The sequence below is a fragment of the Microcystis sp. M090S1 genome, assembly GCF_020246295.1.
Taxonomy (GTDB): domain Bacteria; phylum Cyanobacteriota; class Cyanobacteriia; order Cyanobacteriales; family Microcystaceae; genus Microcystis; species Microcystis aeruginosa.
Genome location: NZ_JADBTF010000091.1, coordinates 1 through 15,394, shown reverse-complemented (window position 1 = coordinate 15,394; position 15,394 = coordinate 1). Strand labels below are relative to the sequence as shown.

The following is a 15,394-nucleotide window of genomic DNA, read 5'->3' as shown; positions in this document are numbered from 1 at the left end:
GAAATGGGGCGAAAGTCTGTGGACTCTGTGTAAGACAGTACATGGTTTTTTAACTGTGGTATGCGACGGTGGTGGAAGCAGAAACTTAAATCGTGAGGTTTAGGAATCGCCGCACTTTTAGGGCGGCGAGGATGTCAACAACTCGAGGGGTTTTCCTTAAGCACTTTTTCTTCTTTTTCGCAACCCCCTAGGGATGGATTTTTGTTGGAGCTAGGCTTTTCCAGAGCAAAGTTCCACAATTATTCTGTCCCTAGAGGGTTTGTTTTATGGGTGTTAGGGGTAGGGGGTAGGGAAATGGGGGGATAGGGAAATTTCAACTAATACCCCAAAACCCCAAAACCCCAAAACCCCAAAACCCCAACCGCTACTTCCATAACACCTAATTGACAATGGACATTGCTGCCTTAATAAAAATTATTATTTTCCTGTTAGTCTGGTTAATTCTCTGGCTGCCCATTGCCATTGTTTTAGGGAGTCGTTTGGGATGGCAACCGCTGCAAGGGACAAAACCTGACCAAAAATTGCCACTGGTGGCCTCTCTTTACGCATTGGCTCCCTTAGTTATCTGGGGATTATTAAAGATAGAGGGGAGCAGCCTCCATAATTACGGATTAATTTGGTCATTTTCCCTATTTATCTCCCTAACTAAAGGATTAATCCTGGCAGTGGTGGGATTAGGGATAATTTTTTTCCTAGAGGGGATTTTGACATGGGTACATTGGCAGCCCAAAAACCTCACTCGCGCTTTTTCCTTGAGTTTACCCCTGTTGATAGTGGCCCTCTGGGTGGGTATTACCGAGGAATTAATCTTTCGGGGCATCTTTTTGAGCCAATTAAGCCAAGAATACGGTTTTTGGGTGGCGGGAGCCATTTCTAGCCTAATTTTTGCCCTGCTGCACCTGCTTTGGGAACGTCAGCAAACGCTGCCGCAACTACCCGGTTTATTTCTGATGGGGATGGTTCTGGTCTGGGCGCGGGCGATCGATCATGGTAGTTTAGGATTAGCTTGGGGACTTCATGGCGGTTGGGTATGGGGATTGGCCTTGCTAGACAGTGCCGAATTGATGTCTTACAGCGATTCTGGGTTAGCTTGGGTTAAAGGTATCTATAACCAACCTTTAGCGGGTTTAGCCGGCATTCTTTGCCTCTTGGGGACAGCTTGGGGGTTAAACCTGCTTCAGTAGCCAAAAGCCGGTAAAAGTGCGACTGGAATCATCCGGTTGTATGAGAAGAAAGTGCAAACCTTGGCTTTCCTCTTTGGTTGCTTGATAAGCATTGGCTGCCTGGGCCACTTCTTCATCATCGTAGGTCAGGAAAATCCAACGCTCATTTAGACCCGATTCCAAGACTAAACCGCCCGATCGCCCCGTTTCTGTGGGAATATGATCGATAAATACTGGGTTAATTTCCCCTAACCAACGAGCGATCGCCAGAGATTTTTTACCACCGGTAATAACCACACCGGGGATCATTAAAGTGGAGGCTAAACCTAGTTTTAAAGGGTAAAAGGCCTCTGGTAGGGAAAGAATCGGTATTCGGCGATCGCCAAAAAAGTTAACTAAATCAACGGCGGGAAAGCGAGCAAAACGCCACTCTTGACCTAAAAATTGGTCGGGTACGGGTTGTGGTGGAGGAGAGTCGATATTTATGGGGATTTGCCGCAATTCTAGCTGTTTTTTCAGGGCGTTAACGTGACGGGTTAACTCGATTTTGATCTGTAAATTCTGACCAGCGAGGAGAAATAAATTGGCGCATTGGGGGCGAAAAACTTGGATAATTTCTGGGGAGGAGACTTGACAAGCTTGCTGTAACTGTTGGGTTAACCAGTCGCTATTAGCTTGCGATTGGGGACAGGAATTTTCATAGATAAGATGACCGAGAGGATCGGAAATTAACAATTGCCAGACTGTGCCAAGAGGGGAAGAAGATGAAGATTTATAAAAATCCGCTTGCCAAATAGTCATAATTCAGTAAAAAGTCACCAGTAAAAAGTCAAAAAATGGTCAGGAGTAGAGGTCAACTAAAAATTTTACCTTACCAAGACTTTTAAAATCTAGGAGCGAGACAAAAAAGGCTATATACTAGGGAAAGCTATAGCAAAAAATATCGAGACAATGGAAGAAAATTGGCTAGAAATTGGGACAATAGTAGCACCCCAGGGACTGGAGGGAGAATTGCGAGTTTTATCGGTATCAGATTTTCCCGAACGTTTTCAGAAGCGAGGGATGAGGGGAATACAAGGACCCCAGGGGGGAGAAATCCGAGAAATTACTCTGCTCAGGGGACGTGAGCTACCGGGCAAAAATGTTTATGTTATCAAGTTAGAGGGGGTTGAAAATCGGGAACAAGCCGAAGCTTTGCGCGGATATAAATTATGGGCGAATAAACTAGAAAAACCTCGCCTAAAAGCGGATGAATATCATGTTAGCGAGCTAGTGAACTTAGAGGTTTATCATCACCTTACAGGAGAAAAAATCGGGGTTGTGGTAGATATTTTCTGGGCGGGTAATGACATTTTAGCAGTGCAACTAGAAGCAAATCTCGCCTCTGTCAAGAAAAAAAGTCCATCCTCCGACTCAGAGGCCAGGGCCTTGGTCCCCTTCGTCAAAGAAATTGTTCCACTGGTGGATCTGAAAGCGGCACGCATCGAGATTGCGCCACCACCGGGGTTATTAGAGATCAATTTATCCTAGTGGGACTTAAACGCTAAATAAAGATCAAATCGAGTATAATCGTTATAGAGTAAGCACTTGACGTTGAGAGAGCAGCGATGAAAGAGACAACCCCAGTCGCGATGCCTCCCTGCTTTCACCGATGGTGTGGACGTTTTGACAATTGCTTCAAGAGCGAAGCGCAAAAAAACGGGTTCAGACAGTATTTAGGAGGATTATTAGGAGAAAGTGAGAGGAAAAACCTCACTCAAATGGCCAATAATGCCGTCGGAGTAGTTTATAACCGATTACATCACTTTATTTTATCTTGGTGTTTTGTGCCTATACATTTATCCTGTGGCATAAGTTAACTGGGGGACTGCAAAGGCGGTGGACGAATCGACCTTTAAACACTTTTGTGGAAGCTTTGGAGGCTTTTCGGACAGCGATGTCTTTTCGTTTCTTTAGGTGGCTGACCGAGAATCAGGATGTGTTTGCCGCTTATCAAGCCAGTTTCGGCTTTGTTTGGGCTTAAAATTTGTTTAAGTCCCATTAGTCAAAAAGTTCTCACCCAACAACTGAGGGAATTAGAGTTAGATGGACTGATTCACCGAGAAGTTTATCCAGAAATTCCTCCCAAAGTTGAATACTCTTTAACCGCTTTCGGAGAAACCCTGAAACCGATTATTCTGCAAATGCACCAATTAGGAATTGAGAAAAATGCCAGACTTTAAGGTTTCAAATTTCCTCCTCGAATAAACCAAGTAATTGTGGCACTGGTAAAAGCAGTGATAGCGACAATAGCTATTTGTTTCCAGTTTTTTAACTCCCCAACTTTCTCGATTAAATCGGGAATTTTTGGGGTTAATACTGCTTGGGATTGAATTGTTACTTCAATTTTAGCCGTGATAATTTTGACTTCCGTAATTTCTTTGTGTAGGTTAATAAATTGCTTGTTATTTTCTTCTCTCAGGGTTTCTAGTTGTTTGCGATTATCTTCCTTTAGCGTATCAATTTGCTTGCGGGTTTCTTCTCGCAGGGAACTTATTTGCTCGCGGGTTTCTTCTCGCATTGCCGAGAGTAAGTCTTTCAATTCTTGAATATCATTGCTGGTGACAGTAGTCATAGAATTAACCCCAAGAGAATCTATTTAACCGGCACTCTTTAATTTTATTATACTTCACCTATGCTAAAAAGGTCAAATTCATCAAATTTAATTACCTCGGAGTCAGGATAACGAGTATCAAAACGATAACTGCTCACGGTTCCTTTTTCTGTATCTAAAATGCTAAAAACCGTCAGATCATTACTGGCAATATAGGGTAAAGGTTGATTAACCCAATCCACTAGAGGAGCAATATTCGGGATAATTGCTTGTAATCCATTGGGATTACCGATGGCTGCATAATTTCTATCGAGAGGTACAGGACGTTTTTTATCTCCTAAATGAGCGCCATAACTATTGCCAACGTTAGAAGATTCGAGAAAATTCATACCCTTAGGACTAAGAAAACGATTCCATAAATGAGAATGACCATAAAAAACCAAATTAACCTTGGCTGATTCTAATAAAGGAATTAGATCACGAATAATATAATCATTTTCTCGGGGATAATCATAACGTACTGAGCTAACTTTTCCCGTGGTATCCCGTTGAATTGTCGGCACGGGATCGGTGTAGGGTGGAACGATATTTCCTCCTAGGGTATGGGGAGGATGATGAAACATAACTACTTTATATTTAGCCTCTTGAAATTCTCGACTATTTAACTCTTTTTCTAACCATTGATATTGAGGACTACCCTGAGCAATTGGCTCAAAAATATGCTGGCCATAACCCCAGCGGTCGGGTCTATCTAAATCTCTTTGATTTTCGTAATATCTTCCCCTTGCACTGGGTTCTAAATTGGGATTTCTCCAGATATTAGTAACATATAAAACCACTAAACGAATATCGCCAAAGGTTAGAGAATAATATTTATTTTGAGGCAAAGAAAAAATTTCTTCGTAGGTTTCTGTGTTGAAAGCATTATTTTTTAACCAGGTTTCATTAATTGCTGCTGTATCCTCTGCTAGTTGTTTAGCAGTAAACTGAGGAATAGCATCTTCAAACTGTTCATTTAAACCTCTGGAAGTAGAAAATCTGCCCATAACTTCATGATTACCAATAGCAGGAAATAAGGGCGCATTTTGAATAATTTCTCCCCCTTTATAAATAGTCTGAATACCATTCTTTGTAAGAGTATAATTGGCACGACCTTGTAAACAGGGAAAGAATGCCCCACCGCGAATATCATCAAACCATTCGGAAGCTCGATCGGGTATATTAACTAAATCTCCTGCTAAAAAAACTGCATCTACCTGTCCAATAGTTTCGCTAACTTTTTGTAAGTTAGCGGCAGTCATGGGCATTAATTGATGATCGGAAGTGAGCAAAATTTTGAGATTAGTTCCTTTTTTTGGTCTTGGGGTAAGGGTATAAATATCACTTCTAATCGCTGTATTTTCCTGAAAACTGGTGACTTGATAGGGAATCCTTTCCCCGGGATTTAAATCAGTAATTTCGGACTGATGTCGCCAGATTTCTCGATCGGTTAAAGATTGATAAGCTTCAACGGTTGTCGATTTTGCATCTTCTCTAACTCTAGTTAATTTGCTAGTGCGAGCGGGGACCATTTTCTCTAGTTTTTCCCCGTAGCGCACCTGATGACGAGTGCCAAAAAATTCCGTAAACCAAATCACTTGTACTGATGTTTCGGTGGGTAATTGTAAAAAAGGTTCGCTTAAAAGTTGATTCTTGTTCATTGTCGCTAAAAGATAACTAATTATAATTAAAAAAGCTGGGTTAATATAACAACCAGCTTTTGAGATGCTCAAGTTAAAGAGGACTAACAAAACTTTAAACCCATCTTCGGGTAGTTTTAGTGACAGACTCCCGTGAAAGAATCACCACCATGCTTAACTTTAATGGTGCGAAGATTGTTTTCTAGGGTAAAACTAACCGGTGTTCCTGCTTGACTTTTTCCGCTAAAAGTATTTCTACCTTGGTAGGTAGTGACAGCTAATCCTACCGGCTGCATTTCCGGGGGAGTTGCGGCAGCAAAATTATCAATCGTTACGGTGTTATCGTCTTTGTTAACTACCAAAATTTGCCCTTCCACCACATCACTAACCGGGGAAACCATTGTCAGTGTCACCGGTTCTTTTTTGTTGATTGAGTCGTCATCAATTTCAGAAGTATAAACATATAGTTTTACTCCTTGGGCGGTTTTGCCAGTTGCTGTACAGATGATACCATCTCCTAGAGTAGGCATTTGGGCAATTGTCGGCTGAATTAAGACGCTAGGGACACCGATCAGGGTAGCAGTGGCTAAAAGAGCGGTTTTCGTCAGATTTTTAAGCATGAATTTCTCGGTGCAAGTGAACTTCTCTTAGGTTTTTAGCACATTACCTGTGCCACGAGAAATCAAGATAACACAAAAATTAGCTAGAAATTTTTTTGATAAAGTGTTGAGTGAGATTCTTGGCTTTTACTGCCATTAAATCGACAAAATAGCCAGAAAATCCGGGTTAAATTCCCTGACTAACTGGCAATAACTGGCAGATTCCCTATTTTATCGGCTAATGTAAAACCTTAGATTCTAACTGCTGCTGTTGCCAGAGATTTTGATAGACTCCGGGGACTGCGATTAACTCCTCGTGGGTTCCTATCTGGACAATTTCTCCGCGATCCATGACAAAAATGCGATCAGCAGTGGCAGCGGCCGATAATTGATGGGAGATAAAAATCACGGTTTTTTGGCTTTCTTGGCTGAGATTTTCCAAAATAGCTGTAGCCGTTTGATTATCGACGCTAGATAGGGCATCATCAAGGATTAAAATCGGTGCTTGGATGGCTAAAGCGCGCGCTAAAGAGGCCCGTTGACGTTGACCACCGGAAAGAGTAATCCCACGTTCTCCCACTAAAGTTCCGTATTTTTGCGGGAAATTCTCGATTTCCTCCTGAATTCTCGCTTGTTTGGCCGCCGATTCCACTGCCGAAAAATTCAGCAGCGGATCGCCATAACGGATATTATCTTCAATAGTGGTACTAAATAAAAAACTTTCTTGGGGAACATAAGCGATCGCTTTTCGCAGCTCTTCCAGGGCAATTTGAGTGACATCTTGATCATCAATAAATAACTGTCCCTCAGCAATATTCAAAAGACGGGGAATAGCGTTAGCAAGGGTAGATTTTCCCGATCTGATCGCACCGACGACCGCTACCGTTTCCCCCGGATTAATGGTAAAAGAAAGAGATTTTAAGGCGGGTTCCTTAGCATCAGGATAGAAAAAAGTCAAGGCTTTGGCGGTGATTTTTCCTTGAATATTTTTTAAGTGAATACAATCGGCATTGTCTTTAATTTTAGCCTCGGCTAATAGGATAGTTTCCAGGCGATCTATACTCACTTCTCCCTGTTGGTAGGCAGTAATAGTGAAACCTAATAAAGCAGTGGGAAAAACTAATCTTTCTGCCAAAATTAACAGAGCAATAAAGTCCCCAATGGTGATATTACCCGCTATAATTTGTCTAGTACCGAGAGCAAGCAACGCCAATAAACTGACATAGGCCAAAGCTTCAATCAGGGGAAAAAGAAAATTACGAGTCTGGACTAAATCTAAATTAGCCTGTAGTAATTTGCGATTTCTTTGCTTAAATGCTCGGCGCTCGTTACCTTCTTGGGCATAAATTTTAATCAGAGTAATACCACTCATATCCTCTTGAATTAAATCGCTCAGATGCGAGAGTTTTTCTTGTACTTTTTTCTGTTGCCGCTGCAGACGACCACTAAATAACTGCACAGCAATTAACATCAAAGGATAGACAGAAATAGCGGCGATTGAAAGGGGAATATGAATCGCTAACATTACAGGCAAAGTTAACCCATAGGCAAAAAAAGTATTAGCCAAACTGAGCAAAGCAAAACCCACCAGACGACGGATATTATCCACATCGCTAGTGGCACGGTTGATTAAATCTCCTGAAGTTTGCCGAGAAAAATAGGCAGGTTCAAGGGTTAATAAATGCTGAAAGATTTTTTGTTTAAGCTCGAACTCTACCTGACGACCGATCCCGAATAACAATACTCTGGAAATCATGCGGATAAACCACATAATCGAGGCTAAAGCGACAATTAAAATCAGATAATAAATGATTTTTTGAAAGTCAAAGGATTTACTCAAATCATCGATGCTATCCCGGATTAAAAGCGGTATATAAACACCCAAAAGATTAACAATAAGCAGAGCAACTACCCCCCCAGTTACTATTTGCCAATGGGGACGTAGATAATTTGCTAGTTTTTTAATGCGAGAATAAGCCATATTCAGTTATCAGTAATCGGTGATCAGTTATCAGTTAGAATAGGGAACAGGTAAAAGGGGGAATAGATAATCAGTGGATTATGAGATGCGGCCACATTTCCCACCCAAGAATTTTTATTTTTTCTCCTTAACATTAGAACCAGCCTTGGGCGGTTTACCGGGGGGCTGATCAATTTTAGCTTGATAGCCGTGCCGCCAGAAGTGAAGATAATCTGGTCTGAATTGGCATTAATTAACCCTGCTACCTGTTCTCTGGCCATTTCGATGACTGTCGCCCTATCCTGTCCCCAACTGTGTAAACTGGAGGGGTTGCCCCAATGATGCTGGAGAATAGTGGCAACCCGCTCGATTACTTGGGGATGAGTGGGGGTAGTGGCACTATAGTCAAGATAAATTTGCATTATTTGACAATCTGAGAAATGAGAGCCAAGTACAAGCAGCTATTCTCAGTTTAGCGGCTTAAGAGATCAGAAAACGGGTTTCTTGAAGAAACTAAGCTAAGAAACCCGCTTTCTAGCATCTTTTCTGATCTCAGGGTAAACAGCGATCCAGTTGTTCGTTACCACAGCTAAAAGCTGCCCGATTGTGATGGCTTTCGAGAGTTTCTAGACAAAAATCAACAGATTCGGAATTTAACACAAATCTAGCAACTATTTATTCATCTATAAAGATTTTATAAATTGTATCTTAAGATACAATCGGGGGGGGTAGAGTATGTAGCCTAGCCCCTAGCTAGTCTCTGGTGTTAGATAGGGCCGTGCTTTAACCCAACCGACAAGAACACCAATGGCCGACAAATGTATCTACATCTGGATGAAGCAATTATGAATACAAAACTGAAAAATAGCGCCTTCGACAAGCTGAAGCTGGCCCCCATCGCCCTAGCGGCGGGTGCGGGCATGATGCTGGCCGCTGCTGCCCCCGCACAAGCGGCAGTGGTCGGTCTGGGACAGACGGTGACTCAGGGGGGGGTTAAATATCACATCTACAACAGGGCTGTCGTGAGTCCCCTTGGTGCAACGGGAAACAGTGCCTATGGCATAGGTTCTGCGAAGATTGTCGGCGGGCGAGTCGATGCCGTTGACGGTTTCGGTGGCATCACCGTCAACGGGGTATCCTTCAACCAGCCCAATGACGAGGTGGATCTGACCACCACTGGGGCGGGAACCTTCCTCAACACCATCAGCCCCGTCAGCATCGGCGGCATCAACACCAGCCTGGACTACTTTATGAGTGCTGACAGCCCCACTCTGCGGGTGTTTGGTACCTTCACCAACACCACCGCCAATCTCCTCTCAGCCGCGATCGCCTATGGCGGTAACTTGGAGTGTAATTGTACGATTGAGGACAGCAGCACGGGAGACAACGCCTTCCAGTCGGCCCTCGACCGTTGGTTCATTACCTCTGATGGTCCAAGGGATTCCGATCCCTTTCTAACTTTCGTGCGTTTCGGGCCGGGAGGGCAACTTGCCTCTTCCACGCCGGCGGTACCGGGTGAGGTCTTTGATGGTATCTTCGATAACTTTAAGGATATCTGGACTTTGAACCTTGCCCCTGGAGAGACCCAGAGCCTGATGTGGTTCGCTAACTTTAACGATAGTTTAGCCGCTGCCCAGGCAGGTACTCCGGTTTTCAATGACTTGAGTACCTTGGGAGCCGCTGGCTTGCTGGCGGGTTTGTCGCCCACCCAGATTGGGCAGACTGCCAACTGGAAGCAGCAACCAGTTGCTACTACTCCCGAACCTTCTAGCCTCATAGGATTGGGAAGTTTACTAGGTTTTGGGTTGTTGTCTAAGATCAAACGAAGAAACCCTTAAAGAAACCCGTTTTCTTTAGAAACCCGCTTTCTTAAAGAAAGCGGGTTTCTGGGTTGTTGATGAGAAACCCGTTTTCTGGCTTATGCTATAACCATACTACTATGCGCTCTAAATCTACAAAAACAACCGGTATAACCATTGAAACTGGATTCGATCGCCTGCGGACAGGTCGCCTTCAGGAAGCGGCGGCGATCGCCAATCAACTCCTCAGCAGTAATCCCAACCATCACGGCGCTCTCAACTTATCGGGGTTGATTGCCCTCAACCAAGGAGAAAAAGAACAAGCCGTCCGACTATTACAGAGAGCAGTAAAACTCAACCCCCGCGAACCGATTTACCAGTGCAACTTAGGCGCAGCTTACCACCAGAGTCACCGCTACAACGAAGCAATTTCCGCCTGTCAAAAAGCCTTAAAACTGCGTCCCAACTATCCCAATGCCCTCACCACCCTCGCCAGTACTTACTTTGCCTCGGAGCAGTACCAGGAGGCGCTGACAACCTACGAACAAGCGATCGCAATCGCCCCAGAACAGGCTCTACTGCAAGCCTACCGAGCCGATGCCTTGCGGGAATTAGGGCGGATTCGTGCGGCGATCGAGGCTTACGAACAAGCCCTCCATCTGTCTCCCGACTTACCTCACGCCATGGGCAATTTTGGACTAACTTTATTGGCAGTCGGGCAACCGGAACGCGCCCTAGAATATTGCCGCCGGGCTACCGAATCTGAAGCGAAAAATAGTCAAGCCTGGATGAATTTGGGAACCGTCTTCCGCACCTTGGGACAGTTGGAAGCGGCCATGGATGCCTATGGCAAAGCTTACGATCTCAATCCCGATTCCGCCATGCTCTGCACCCTGATCGGCGAAATTTGGCAAGAAGTCAGCGAATTGCCACAGGCACTCACTTGGTACGATAAAGCCCTAGCAATTGAACCAGATCGCCTTGATAGTCGCTGTGCCTTCGCTGGGGCAATTCTCGACTTAGGGGATAGCGCCACCGCCATCACTCGCTACCAAGAAATTATCGAGCAGCATTCCGACTATGGCGAGGCCTATTCAGGACTCAGCCAAGCTCTCTGGGAAGATGGCGACGCAGAAGAGGCAGTCGCGGTGGCCTATCGAGCAGTAGAACTCAAGCCCGAAAATGCCAGCTTGCGGGCGCATCTAGCCAGCATTCTCGCCTCTGCTGGGGATGTGGAAAGTGCCAACGCCGCCAACCGCGAGGCCCTGGCCGTCAATCCTAACTGTATTCCCGCCCTGGTCAATTTAGCCCAGAATTTGCGGGGAAAACTGCCGCCAGAGGATGCTCAACAGATGGAGACATTACTCGAAGCCAAGTGGGCCAGAGAAGGCACACAGTCGGCGCTTCATTTTGGACTCGCCCACTACTACGACGGTTGTAAGAACTACGCCCAGGCCGCCACCCATGCGATCGCTGCCAACAAACTACACACCGCCCACAAGCAGGAGCGAGGCTGGGATTACAATCCCGATGATTATGCCCAATATATCGACCAATTAATCGCTCACTTCACCCCCGAATTTTTCCAGCGCACTCAGGGGATGGGCAATCCCTCCACTGCCCCCGTATTCATCGTCGGGATGCCCCGCAGCGGCACGACTTTGACGGAGCAGATTCTCGCCAGCCATCCCCAAGTATTTGGGGCCGGTGAGCGCAACTTTGCCGGTAATTGCTTTAACAGCCTACCCGCACTCATGGGGCATCCCGGCAGTACAACCGTCTGGGACTGCCTCCAGCAGCTTGGTCAACCTCAGATTCTTCACCTGGCCGATTGGCATCTGGCACAGTTAGAACAACTGCTTACCAAAGCAGGGACACAGAGGGAGAATGTCCAGAGAATTGTCGATAAAATGCCCGACAATTACAGTCTTTTGGGCTGGATTGTCACTGCTTTTCCCAATGCCAAGATTATCCATTGTCGCCGCGATGTGCGGGATGTGGCGGTTTCCTGTTGGATGACTCAGTTTAAGTCTATTCGCTGGGCGTTCGACTTAACTCATATTGCCGAACGCATTCAGCAATATTGGCGGATTATGGAACATTGGCGGCGCGTTTTGCCGGTTCCCATGTTGGAAATTGACTATGAGGAAACGGTTGACCAGCAAACGGCGCAAACGGTTCGGCTCCTGGATTTTATCGGATTAGAATGGGATGATGCTTGTATGCAGTTCCATAAAACCGATCGCTTAGTGCGTACTGCCAGTGTTACTCAAGTAAGGCAACCGATATATAAGCGCTCGGTAGAGCGCTGGCGCAGTTATGAAGAAGCCCTGCAACCTCTGCTCGAAAGGTTAACCATCTAAGCTACAGCGTTTCCCATAACTGCGAAATGTTTAGGCATCAAATGGGGTTGAAATACCCGAAATAACCGCCTAGTAGGGTTCTCAGTCCAAAATTGGGAGCTTCAAAAACCTTGCATTACCACTTTCATAGTACATAAATTAGTACAAAAAAGAGGACAACAAAGCCTGAAACTCCTGCCGCCTGACTGATACTAAATCCAGTTATTAAAAACTGATTATTTATTCTCCGTTTTGCCGTTCGGCAAAAGCTCACGGCCGAAGCCTTTTGCATGAGTAGAAAACGGGTTTCTCCGAGAAACCCGTTTTCTGTGCGTTACTCAGTCTCCAACGCGGAAGCGATACTTCCCAGCAAATTCTCCCTTTAATGCTTTAGTTTGAGGATAATTCTTCGGTGTTTCTTGAAGGAGTTTTAAACACTTAGCAATCTTCTTTTTTAAGATTGGATCCGCTTCAGAATAAACTTTATTTGCTTTAGCTGTCAAACGGACTTTATAAGTCATCTCAGCTTTCCCAATCAATGAGGCAACCTGATTGTAAATCCATTTCAGCTTCTTTCAAATGTTCCATAATATTCGGGATTGCTCTAATTTCTTGCGTTGCCTTTTCACTTTCTTTATCTGACAAATAAGCGGCAAATTCTAGAATCATCTTTAAATTTTCTACTGATAGGGTTTGTATATATTGTTGAATCTTTTGCTGCATTAAATCGACCTGTACTAATGTTTCAGAATCTAAAAAATCTTCTGGAGTCGAGGGATTTACTTCAACGTTAGTTAGAGTCATATTTAATCAAGTGCTTCTCTCAAGTTTATTATTTGTATCTTAGCGTGTATCCTGTCTCCCGTCTCCTGTCTCCTGACTCCTGACGACCGACTCCTTACCCCACAGTTAACTTTATTTTTGTCCAACTACTTAATACTGCGAATGTATGAAAACGCATCAATTGGGCAAAAGCTCAACGATGCGTTTTTAAGCTCCAAAAACTGCTATGGTTGTCAGCCGAGACCAATTAATTCTGATTAGAGTCAGTGGCTGCGGCCATTTGCATTCTCTGCACCAGATTATCGAGGGCTAATTCTAGATGTAAACCGGCATCTACGGCGGTCCAACCCTGTTCGGTTAGGTGTCGCCATTCAAAGTGTAGGTGCGGACCGGTAGAAAGTCCCGTACTACCCACACGACCGATAACCGCCCCCTGTTCCACCCATTCTCCCGGTTTGACGGTAATTTCCGAAAGGTGGGCATAACGAGATTCTTGACTACCATCGAGGTGACGTAAAATCACCGTTAATCCGTAACCTCCTAACCAGTCGGCGGTGGCCACTTCCCCTGCGTAGGCGGCTAATACAGGTGTTCCCATCGGTGCGCCTAAATCAGTACCCGCGTGCATGGCCCGATTCCCGCTGACTGGATGATTTCGCCACCCGAAAACCGAGGTAATTTGGGCGGGAAGGGCGAGGGGAAAGAGTAAATCCGTGCGTTGAGTTTGGTTAGAATCCGTGGGACTTAAACGGGTGGCCCGCTCATAGGTGGTCGCTTCGCTGATTGCTTCCACTTCTGCGCGAGTCACCGGGGCCAAAGCCAATTTTACGCCATTCCATTCCGGGGGATTGAGGGCTACCACCTGACTGGCAATCACCGTCGGGGCGGCCAGACGTACCGGGGAGCTAGAAGCCACGAGAGTGGGGGCATAACGACGCAGGGAATTATTAGCGATAACCGGCTGATTTCGGGGCTGCCGTCCTACCCGCACGGCCGGATTAGGATTGAGACGCACCCGGGCCAGATTAACCGGGGGTAAGGGTTTGGCCACAGTGCTGACCGGCTGACGACGGGAGGCCCGGGCCGCCAGATTACAGCTACCTCCTACCAGTTGACCATTTTGGGCGATGGTTTGGCAACCACTGCGGCGCTCGGTGACGACAACGGAACTGGGGGGGTTAAAGTTTCTGGTATCGATAAAATTATTTTTACCGCCGGCCCGGGGGGCAAGGGTAGGCATATCGGTTTGATGGTTTTCAGGGATAGCCAGACGGGGGGCGGGATTAGTATTTTCTTTGATAACGGGGGCTTTCAGAGTCGGGGCGGCATTTTCCACTACCGGGGTTTCGCTGCCAGTTTCGGAATTAGCGATCGCATTGGGAGCAAGAGTGAGCAGACCGCTGATCACTAAACCGAGACCACTGCATAAACTCAGCTTCTTTTTTAAGGATTTTCCGAGAAAAAGTTTCAATATCACCGATGAAGGATACATAGGGCGGCCTCACTTCTCACAGTTTAGTCAAAAAAATATTTAGACTCAATTATAGCCGAGACTGACCCTACCCGCCGGTAGATAGATTTCGCTACTGGCATTGTCCGAGGTGAGTTTAACTTTTAATTCCCCTCGATCGCTTACCCCTGTTATTATGCCCTGATAGCCCTCGAAAACTATCTTTTGACCAAAATTGGCAAAAAGTTCTAAGTAGGAGGCTAATAAGGCTTTTATGCCGTGATTACAGTAATATTCATAGCCGTATAGGATAGCATCGCTGGTGACATCGGTTAATTGAGCGATCGAGGTGATTTTATTGCCAGTAAAAGCTTGTAAATTAATACCCGTGGGGGGGACGGGATTAGCCCAATTGATGCCCACTCCGATGACTGCTTGCGGGATGTTTTGGCCCTGAATACGGGTTTCTAGGTTAATTCCCCCTAGTTTGCGCCCTAATAGGACTAAATCGTTCGGCCATTTGATTTTAACGGGTATTTCTTGACAATTCAGGTGATGAGCGATGCCCCAAACTGTAGCGAGAACGAGATGGGCAGATTTATCCACCTCTAAATCCAGATTTAACGCCAAAGATAAATATAATCCTCCCGGTTCAGAAATCCACTCCCGTCCCCATTGTCCTCTCCCGGCACTTTGTTGACTAGCAATCACCACAAAAGGCGGATTTTCCCCCGATTCTAATAATTGCCAAGCTTGAGTATTAGTGGAAGGTAATAGTTCAAAGTGATGGATTTTGGGCATAAATGGGAAGTGGGGAGTATTTTCAGTGATCAGTAAACAGTAATCAGTGACCTGATACTAAATCCGTTGAGTATAGGCTAAATATCAGGAGAGGCACTCCTGCAAGTGGAGTGACTCTTAAATGATTACAGATGTGTCAGCAGCTGCGTGTAAGCATCCCACCGAAAAACTAATGCGCGGGGGGTTTGGGGGCGGCGCCACGCCCCCAACGGGGGGTTTGGGGGG

15 protein-coding genes and 2 pseudogenes are annotated in these 15,394 nt (G+C 45.5%); 7 read left to right on the top strand and 10 right to left on the bottom strand.

Features of this window, described 5'->3' with window-relative positions; translation table 11 throughout:
• Positions 1-389 precede the first annotated feature (389 nt).
• Entirely contained in the window at positions 390-1,184 is a 795-nt protein-coding gene (locus IM477_RS04165; RefSeq protein WP_287730648.1) for a CPBP family intramembrane glutamic endopeptidase, read from the top strand.
• On the opposite strand, the gene IM477_RS04160 is transcribed toward IM477_RS04165, so the two are convergent.
• A complete protein-coding gene (locus IM477_RS04160) occupies positions 1,167-1,964 on the bottom strand; it encodes a Tab2/Atab2 family RNA-binding protein (RefSeq protein ID WP_287730647.1) in 798 nt (265 codons plus the stop codon). The two genes, IM477_RS04165 and IM477_RS04160, sit on opposite strands and share 18 nt — an antisense overlap.
• Before the next feature lie 150 nt (positions 1,965-2,114).
• Here IM477_RS04160 and rimM point away from each other — a divergent pair, with 150 nt between their 5' ends.
• The 4 genes and pseudogenes from rimM to IM477_RS04145 all read left to right on the top strand — a co-directional run bounded on the left by rimM (position 2,115) and on the right by IM477_RS04145 (position 3,385).
• Complete coding sequence (gene rimM, locus IM477_RS04155) at positions 2,115-2,693, top strand: ribosome maturation factor RimM (protein ID WP_002795455.1); 579 nt, start codon at positions 2,115-2,117, stop codon at positions 2,691-2,693.
• A gap of 77 nt (positions 2,694-2,770) precedes the next feature.
• Positions 2,771-3,022, top strand: coding sequence for a hypothetical protein (locus IM477_RS23290; RefSeq protein WP_502866531.1), 252 nt, complete (start codon positions 2,771-2,773; stop codon positions 3,020-3,022).
• Positions 2,971-3,186 (top strand): annotated as a pseudogene (locus IM477_RS23285) (IS701 family transposase); the annotation flags it as partial. The gene IM477_RS23290 and the pseudogene IM477_RS23285, both read left to right, overlap by 52 nt.
• Positions 3,140-3,385 (top strand): winged helix-turn-helix transcriptional regulator, encoded by a 246-nt coding sequence (locus IM477_RS04145; RefSeq protein ID WP_287730646.1) that lies wholly within the window; start codon positions 3,140-3,142, stop codon positions 3,383-3,385. The pseudogene IM477_RS23285 and the gene IM477_RS04145, both read left to right, overlap by 47 nt.
• On the opposite strand, the gene IM477_RS04140 is transcribed toward IM477_RS04145, so the two are convergent.
• The 5 genes and pseudogenes from IM477_RS04140 to IM477_RS04120 form a co-directional block, all read right to left on the bottom strand.
• Complete coding sequence (locus IM477_RS04140; protein ID WP_287730645.1) at positions 3,382-3,777, bottom strand: hypothetical protein; 396 nt, start codon at positions 3,775-3,777, stop codon at positions 3,382-3,384. The genes IM477_RS04145 and IM477_RS04140 overlap by 4 nt on opposite strands.
• Before the next feature lie 47 nt (positions 3,778-3,824).
• Positions 3,825-5,456, bottom strand: a complete 1,632-nt coding sequence (locus tag IM477_RS04135) for a purple acid phosphatase family protein (protein ID WP_287730644.1) — start codon at positions 5,454-5,456, stop codon at positions 3,825-3,827.
• A gap of 116 nt (positions 5,457-5,572) precedes the next feature.
• A complete protein-coding gene (locus tag IM477_RS04130; protein WP_193959611.1) occupies positions 5,573-6,055 on the bottom strand; it encodes a hypothetical protein in 483 nt (160 codons plus the stop codon).
• Between the two features lie 217 nt (positions 6,056-6,272).
• Positions 6,273-8,015 carry an ABC transporter ATP-binding protein gene (locus IM477_RS04125; RefSeq protein ID WP_287730643.1) on the bottom strand — a complete coding sequence of 581 codons (1,743 nt, stop codon included), beginning with the start codon at positions 8,013-8,015 and terminating at the stop codon, positions 6,273-6,275.
• A gap of 131 nt (positions 8,016-8,146) precedes the next feature.
• Positions 8,147-8,416, bottom strand: a pseudogene (locus tag IM477_RS04120) (aminotransferase class V-fold PLP-dependent enzyme); the annotation flags it as partial.
• 396 nt (positions 8,417-8,812) lie between these two features.
• On the opposite strand from IM477_RS04120, the gene IM477_RS04115 reads away from it, so the two are divergent.
• Both IM477_RS04115 and IM477_RS04110 read left to right on the top strand, forming a co-directional pair.
• Positions 8,813-9,832 carry a PEP-CTERM sorting domain-containing protein gene (locus IM477_RS04115; protein ID WP_287730641.1) on the top strand — a complete coding sequence of 340 codons (1,020 nt, stop codon included), beginning with the start codon at positions 8,813-8,815 and terminating at the stop codon, positions 9,830-9,832.
• Positions 9,833-9,933: 101 nt separating this feature from the next.
• Positions 9,934-12,156 carry a tetratricopeptide repeat-containing sulfotransferase family protein gene (locus IM477_RS04110; protein WP_287730640.1) on the top strand — a complete coding sequence of 741 codons (2,223 nt, stop codon included), beginning with the start codon at positions 9,934-9,936 and terminating at the stop codon, positions 12,154-12,156.
• A gap of 317 nt (positions 12,157-12,473) precedes the next feature.
• Here the strand turns inward: IM477_RS04110 and IM477_RS04105 are convergent, their stop codons facing one another.
• The 4 genes from IM477_RS04105 to IM477_RS04090 form a co-directional block, all read right to left on the bottom strand.
• On the bottom strand, positions 12,474-12,656 hold the full coding sequence (locus tag IM477_RS04105) for a type II toxin-antitoxin system RelE family toxin (RefSeq protein WP_287730639.1): 183 nt from the start codon (positions 12,654-12,656) through the stop codon (positions 12,474-12,476).
• 1 nt (position 12,657) lies between these two features.
• Positions 12,658-12,939: a hypothetical protein gene (locus IM477_RS04100; protein WP_002800999.1), complete on the bottom strand. Its 282-nt coding sequence runs from the start codon at positions 12,937-12,939 to the stop codon at positions 12,658-12,660.
• A 226-nt stretch (positions 12,940-13,165) separates the two neighbouring features.
• Positions 13,166-14,410, bottom strand: coding sequence for a M23 family metallopeptidase (locus tag IM477_RS04095; protein ID WP_287730637.1), 1,245 nt, complete (start codon positions 14,408-14,410; stop codon positions 13,166-13,168).
• A gap of 45 nt (positions 14,411-14,455) precedes the next feature.
• Complete coding sequence (locus IM477_RS04090) at positions 14,456-15,169, bottom strand: biotin--[acetyl-CoA-carboxylase] ligase (RefSeq protein WP_287730636.1); 714 nt, start codon at positions 15,167-15,169, stop codon at positions 14,456-14,458.
• Positions 15,170-15,394: the final 225 nt, after the last annotated feature.

Bases quoted from the DNA above. Each gene is read 5' to 3' on its own strand.
- IM477_RS04165 (WP_287730648.1), top strand. From the start codon at position 390: ATGGACATTGCTGCCTTAATAAAAATTATTATTTTCCTGTTAGTCTGG.
- IM477_RS04160 (WP_287730647.1), bottom strand. From the start codon at position 1,964: ATGACTATTTGGCAAGCGGATTTTTATAAATCTTCATCTTCTTCCCCT.
- rimM (WP_002795455.1), top strand. From the start codon at position 2,115: ATGGAAGAAAATTGGCTAGAAATTGGGACAATAGTAGCACCCCAGGGA.
- IM477_RS23290 (WP_502866531.1), top strand. From the start codon at position 2,771: ATGAAAGAGACAACCCCAGTCGCGATGCCTCCCTGCTTTCACCGATGG.
- IM477_RS04145 (WP_287730646.1), top strand. From the start codon at position 3,140: ATGTGTTTGCCGCTTATCAAGCCAGTTTCGGCTTTGTTTGGGCTTAAA.
- IM477_RS04140 (WP_287730645.1), bottom strand. From the start codon at position 3,777: ATGACTACTGTCACCAGCAATGATATTCAAGAATTGAAAGACTTACTC.
- IM477_RS04135 (WP_287730644.1), bottom strand. From the start codon at position 5,456: ATGAACAAGAATCAACTTTTAAGCGAACCTTTTTTACAATTACCCACC.
- IM477_RS04130 (WP_193959611.1), bottom strand. From the start codon at position 6,055: ATGCTTAAAAATCTGACGAAAACCGCTCTTTTAGCCACTGCTACCCTG.
- IM477_RS04125 (WP_287730643.1), bottom strand. From the start codon at position 8,015: ATGGCTTATTCTCGCATTAAAAAACTAGCAAATTATCTACGTCCCCAT.
- IM477_RS04115 (WP_287730641.1), top strand. From the start codon at position 8,813: ATGTATCTACATCTGGATGAAGCAATTATGAATACAAAACTGAAAAAT.
- IM477_RS04110 (WP_287730640.1), top strand. From the start codon at position 9,934: ATGCGCTCTAAATCTACAAAAACAACCGGTATAACCATTGAAACTGGA.
- IM477_RS04105 (WP_287730639.1), bottom strand. From the start codon at position 12,656: ATGACTTATAAAGTCCGTTTGACAGCTAAAGCAAATAAAGTTTATTCT.
- IM477_RS04100 (WP_002800999.1), bottom strand. From the start codon at position 12,939: ATGACTCTAACTAACGTTGAAGTAAATCCCTCGACTCCAGAAGATTTT.
- IM477_RS04095 (WP_287730637.1), bottom strand. From the start codon at position 14,410: ATGTATCCTTCATCGGTGATATTGAAACTTTTTCTCGGAAAATCCTTA.
- IM477_RS04090 (WP_287730636.1), bottom strand. From the start codon at position 15,169: ATGCCCAAAATCCATCACTTTGAACTATTACCTTCCACTAATACTCAA.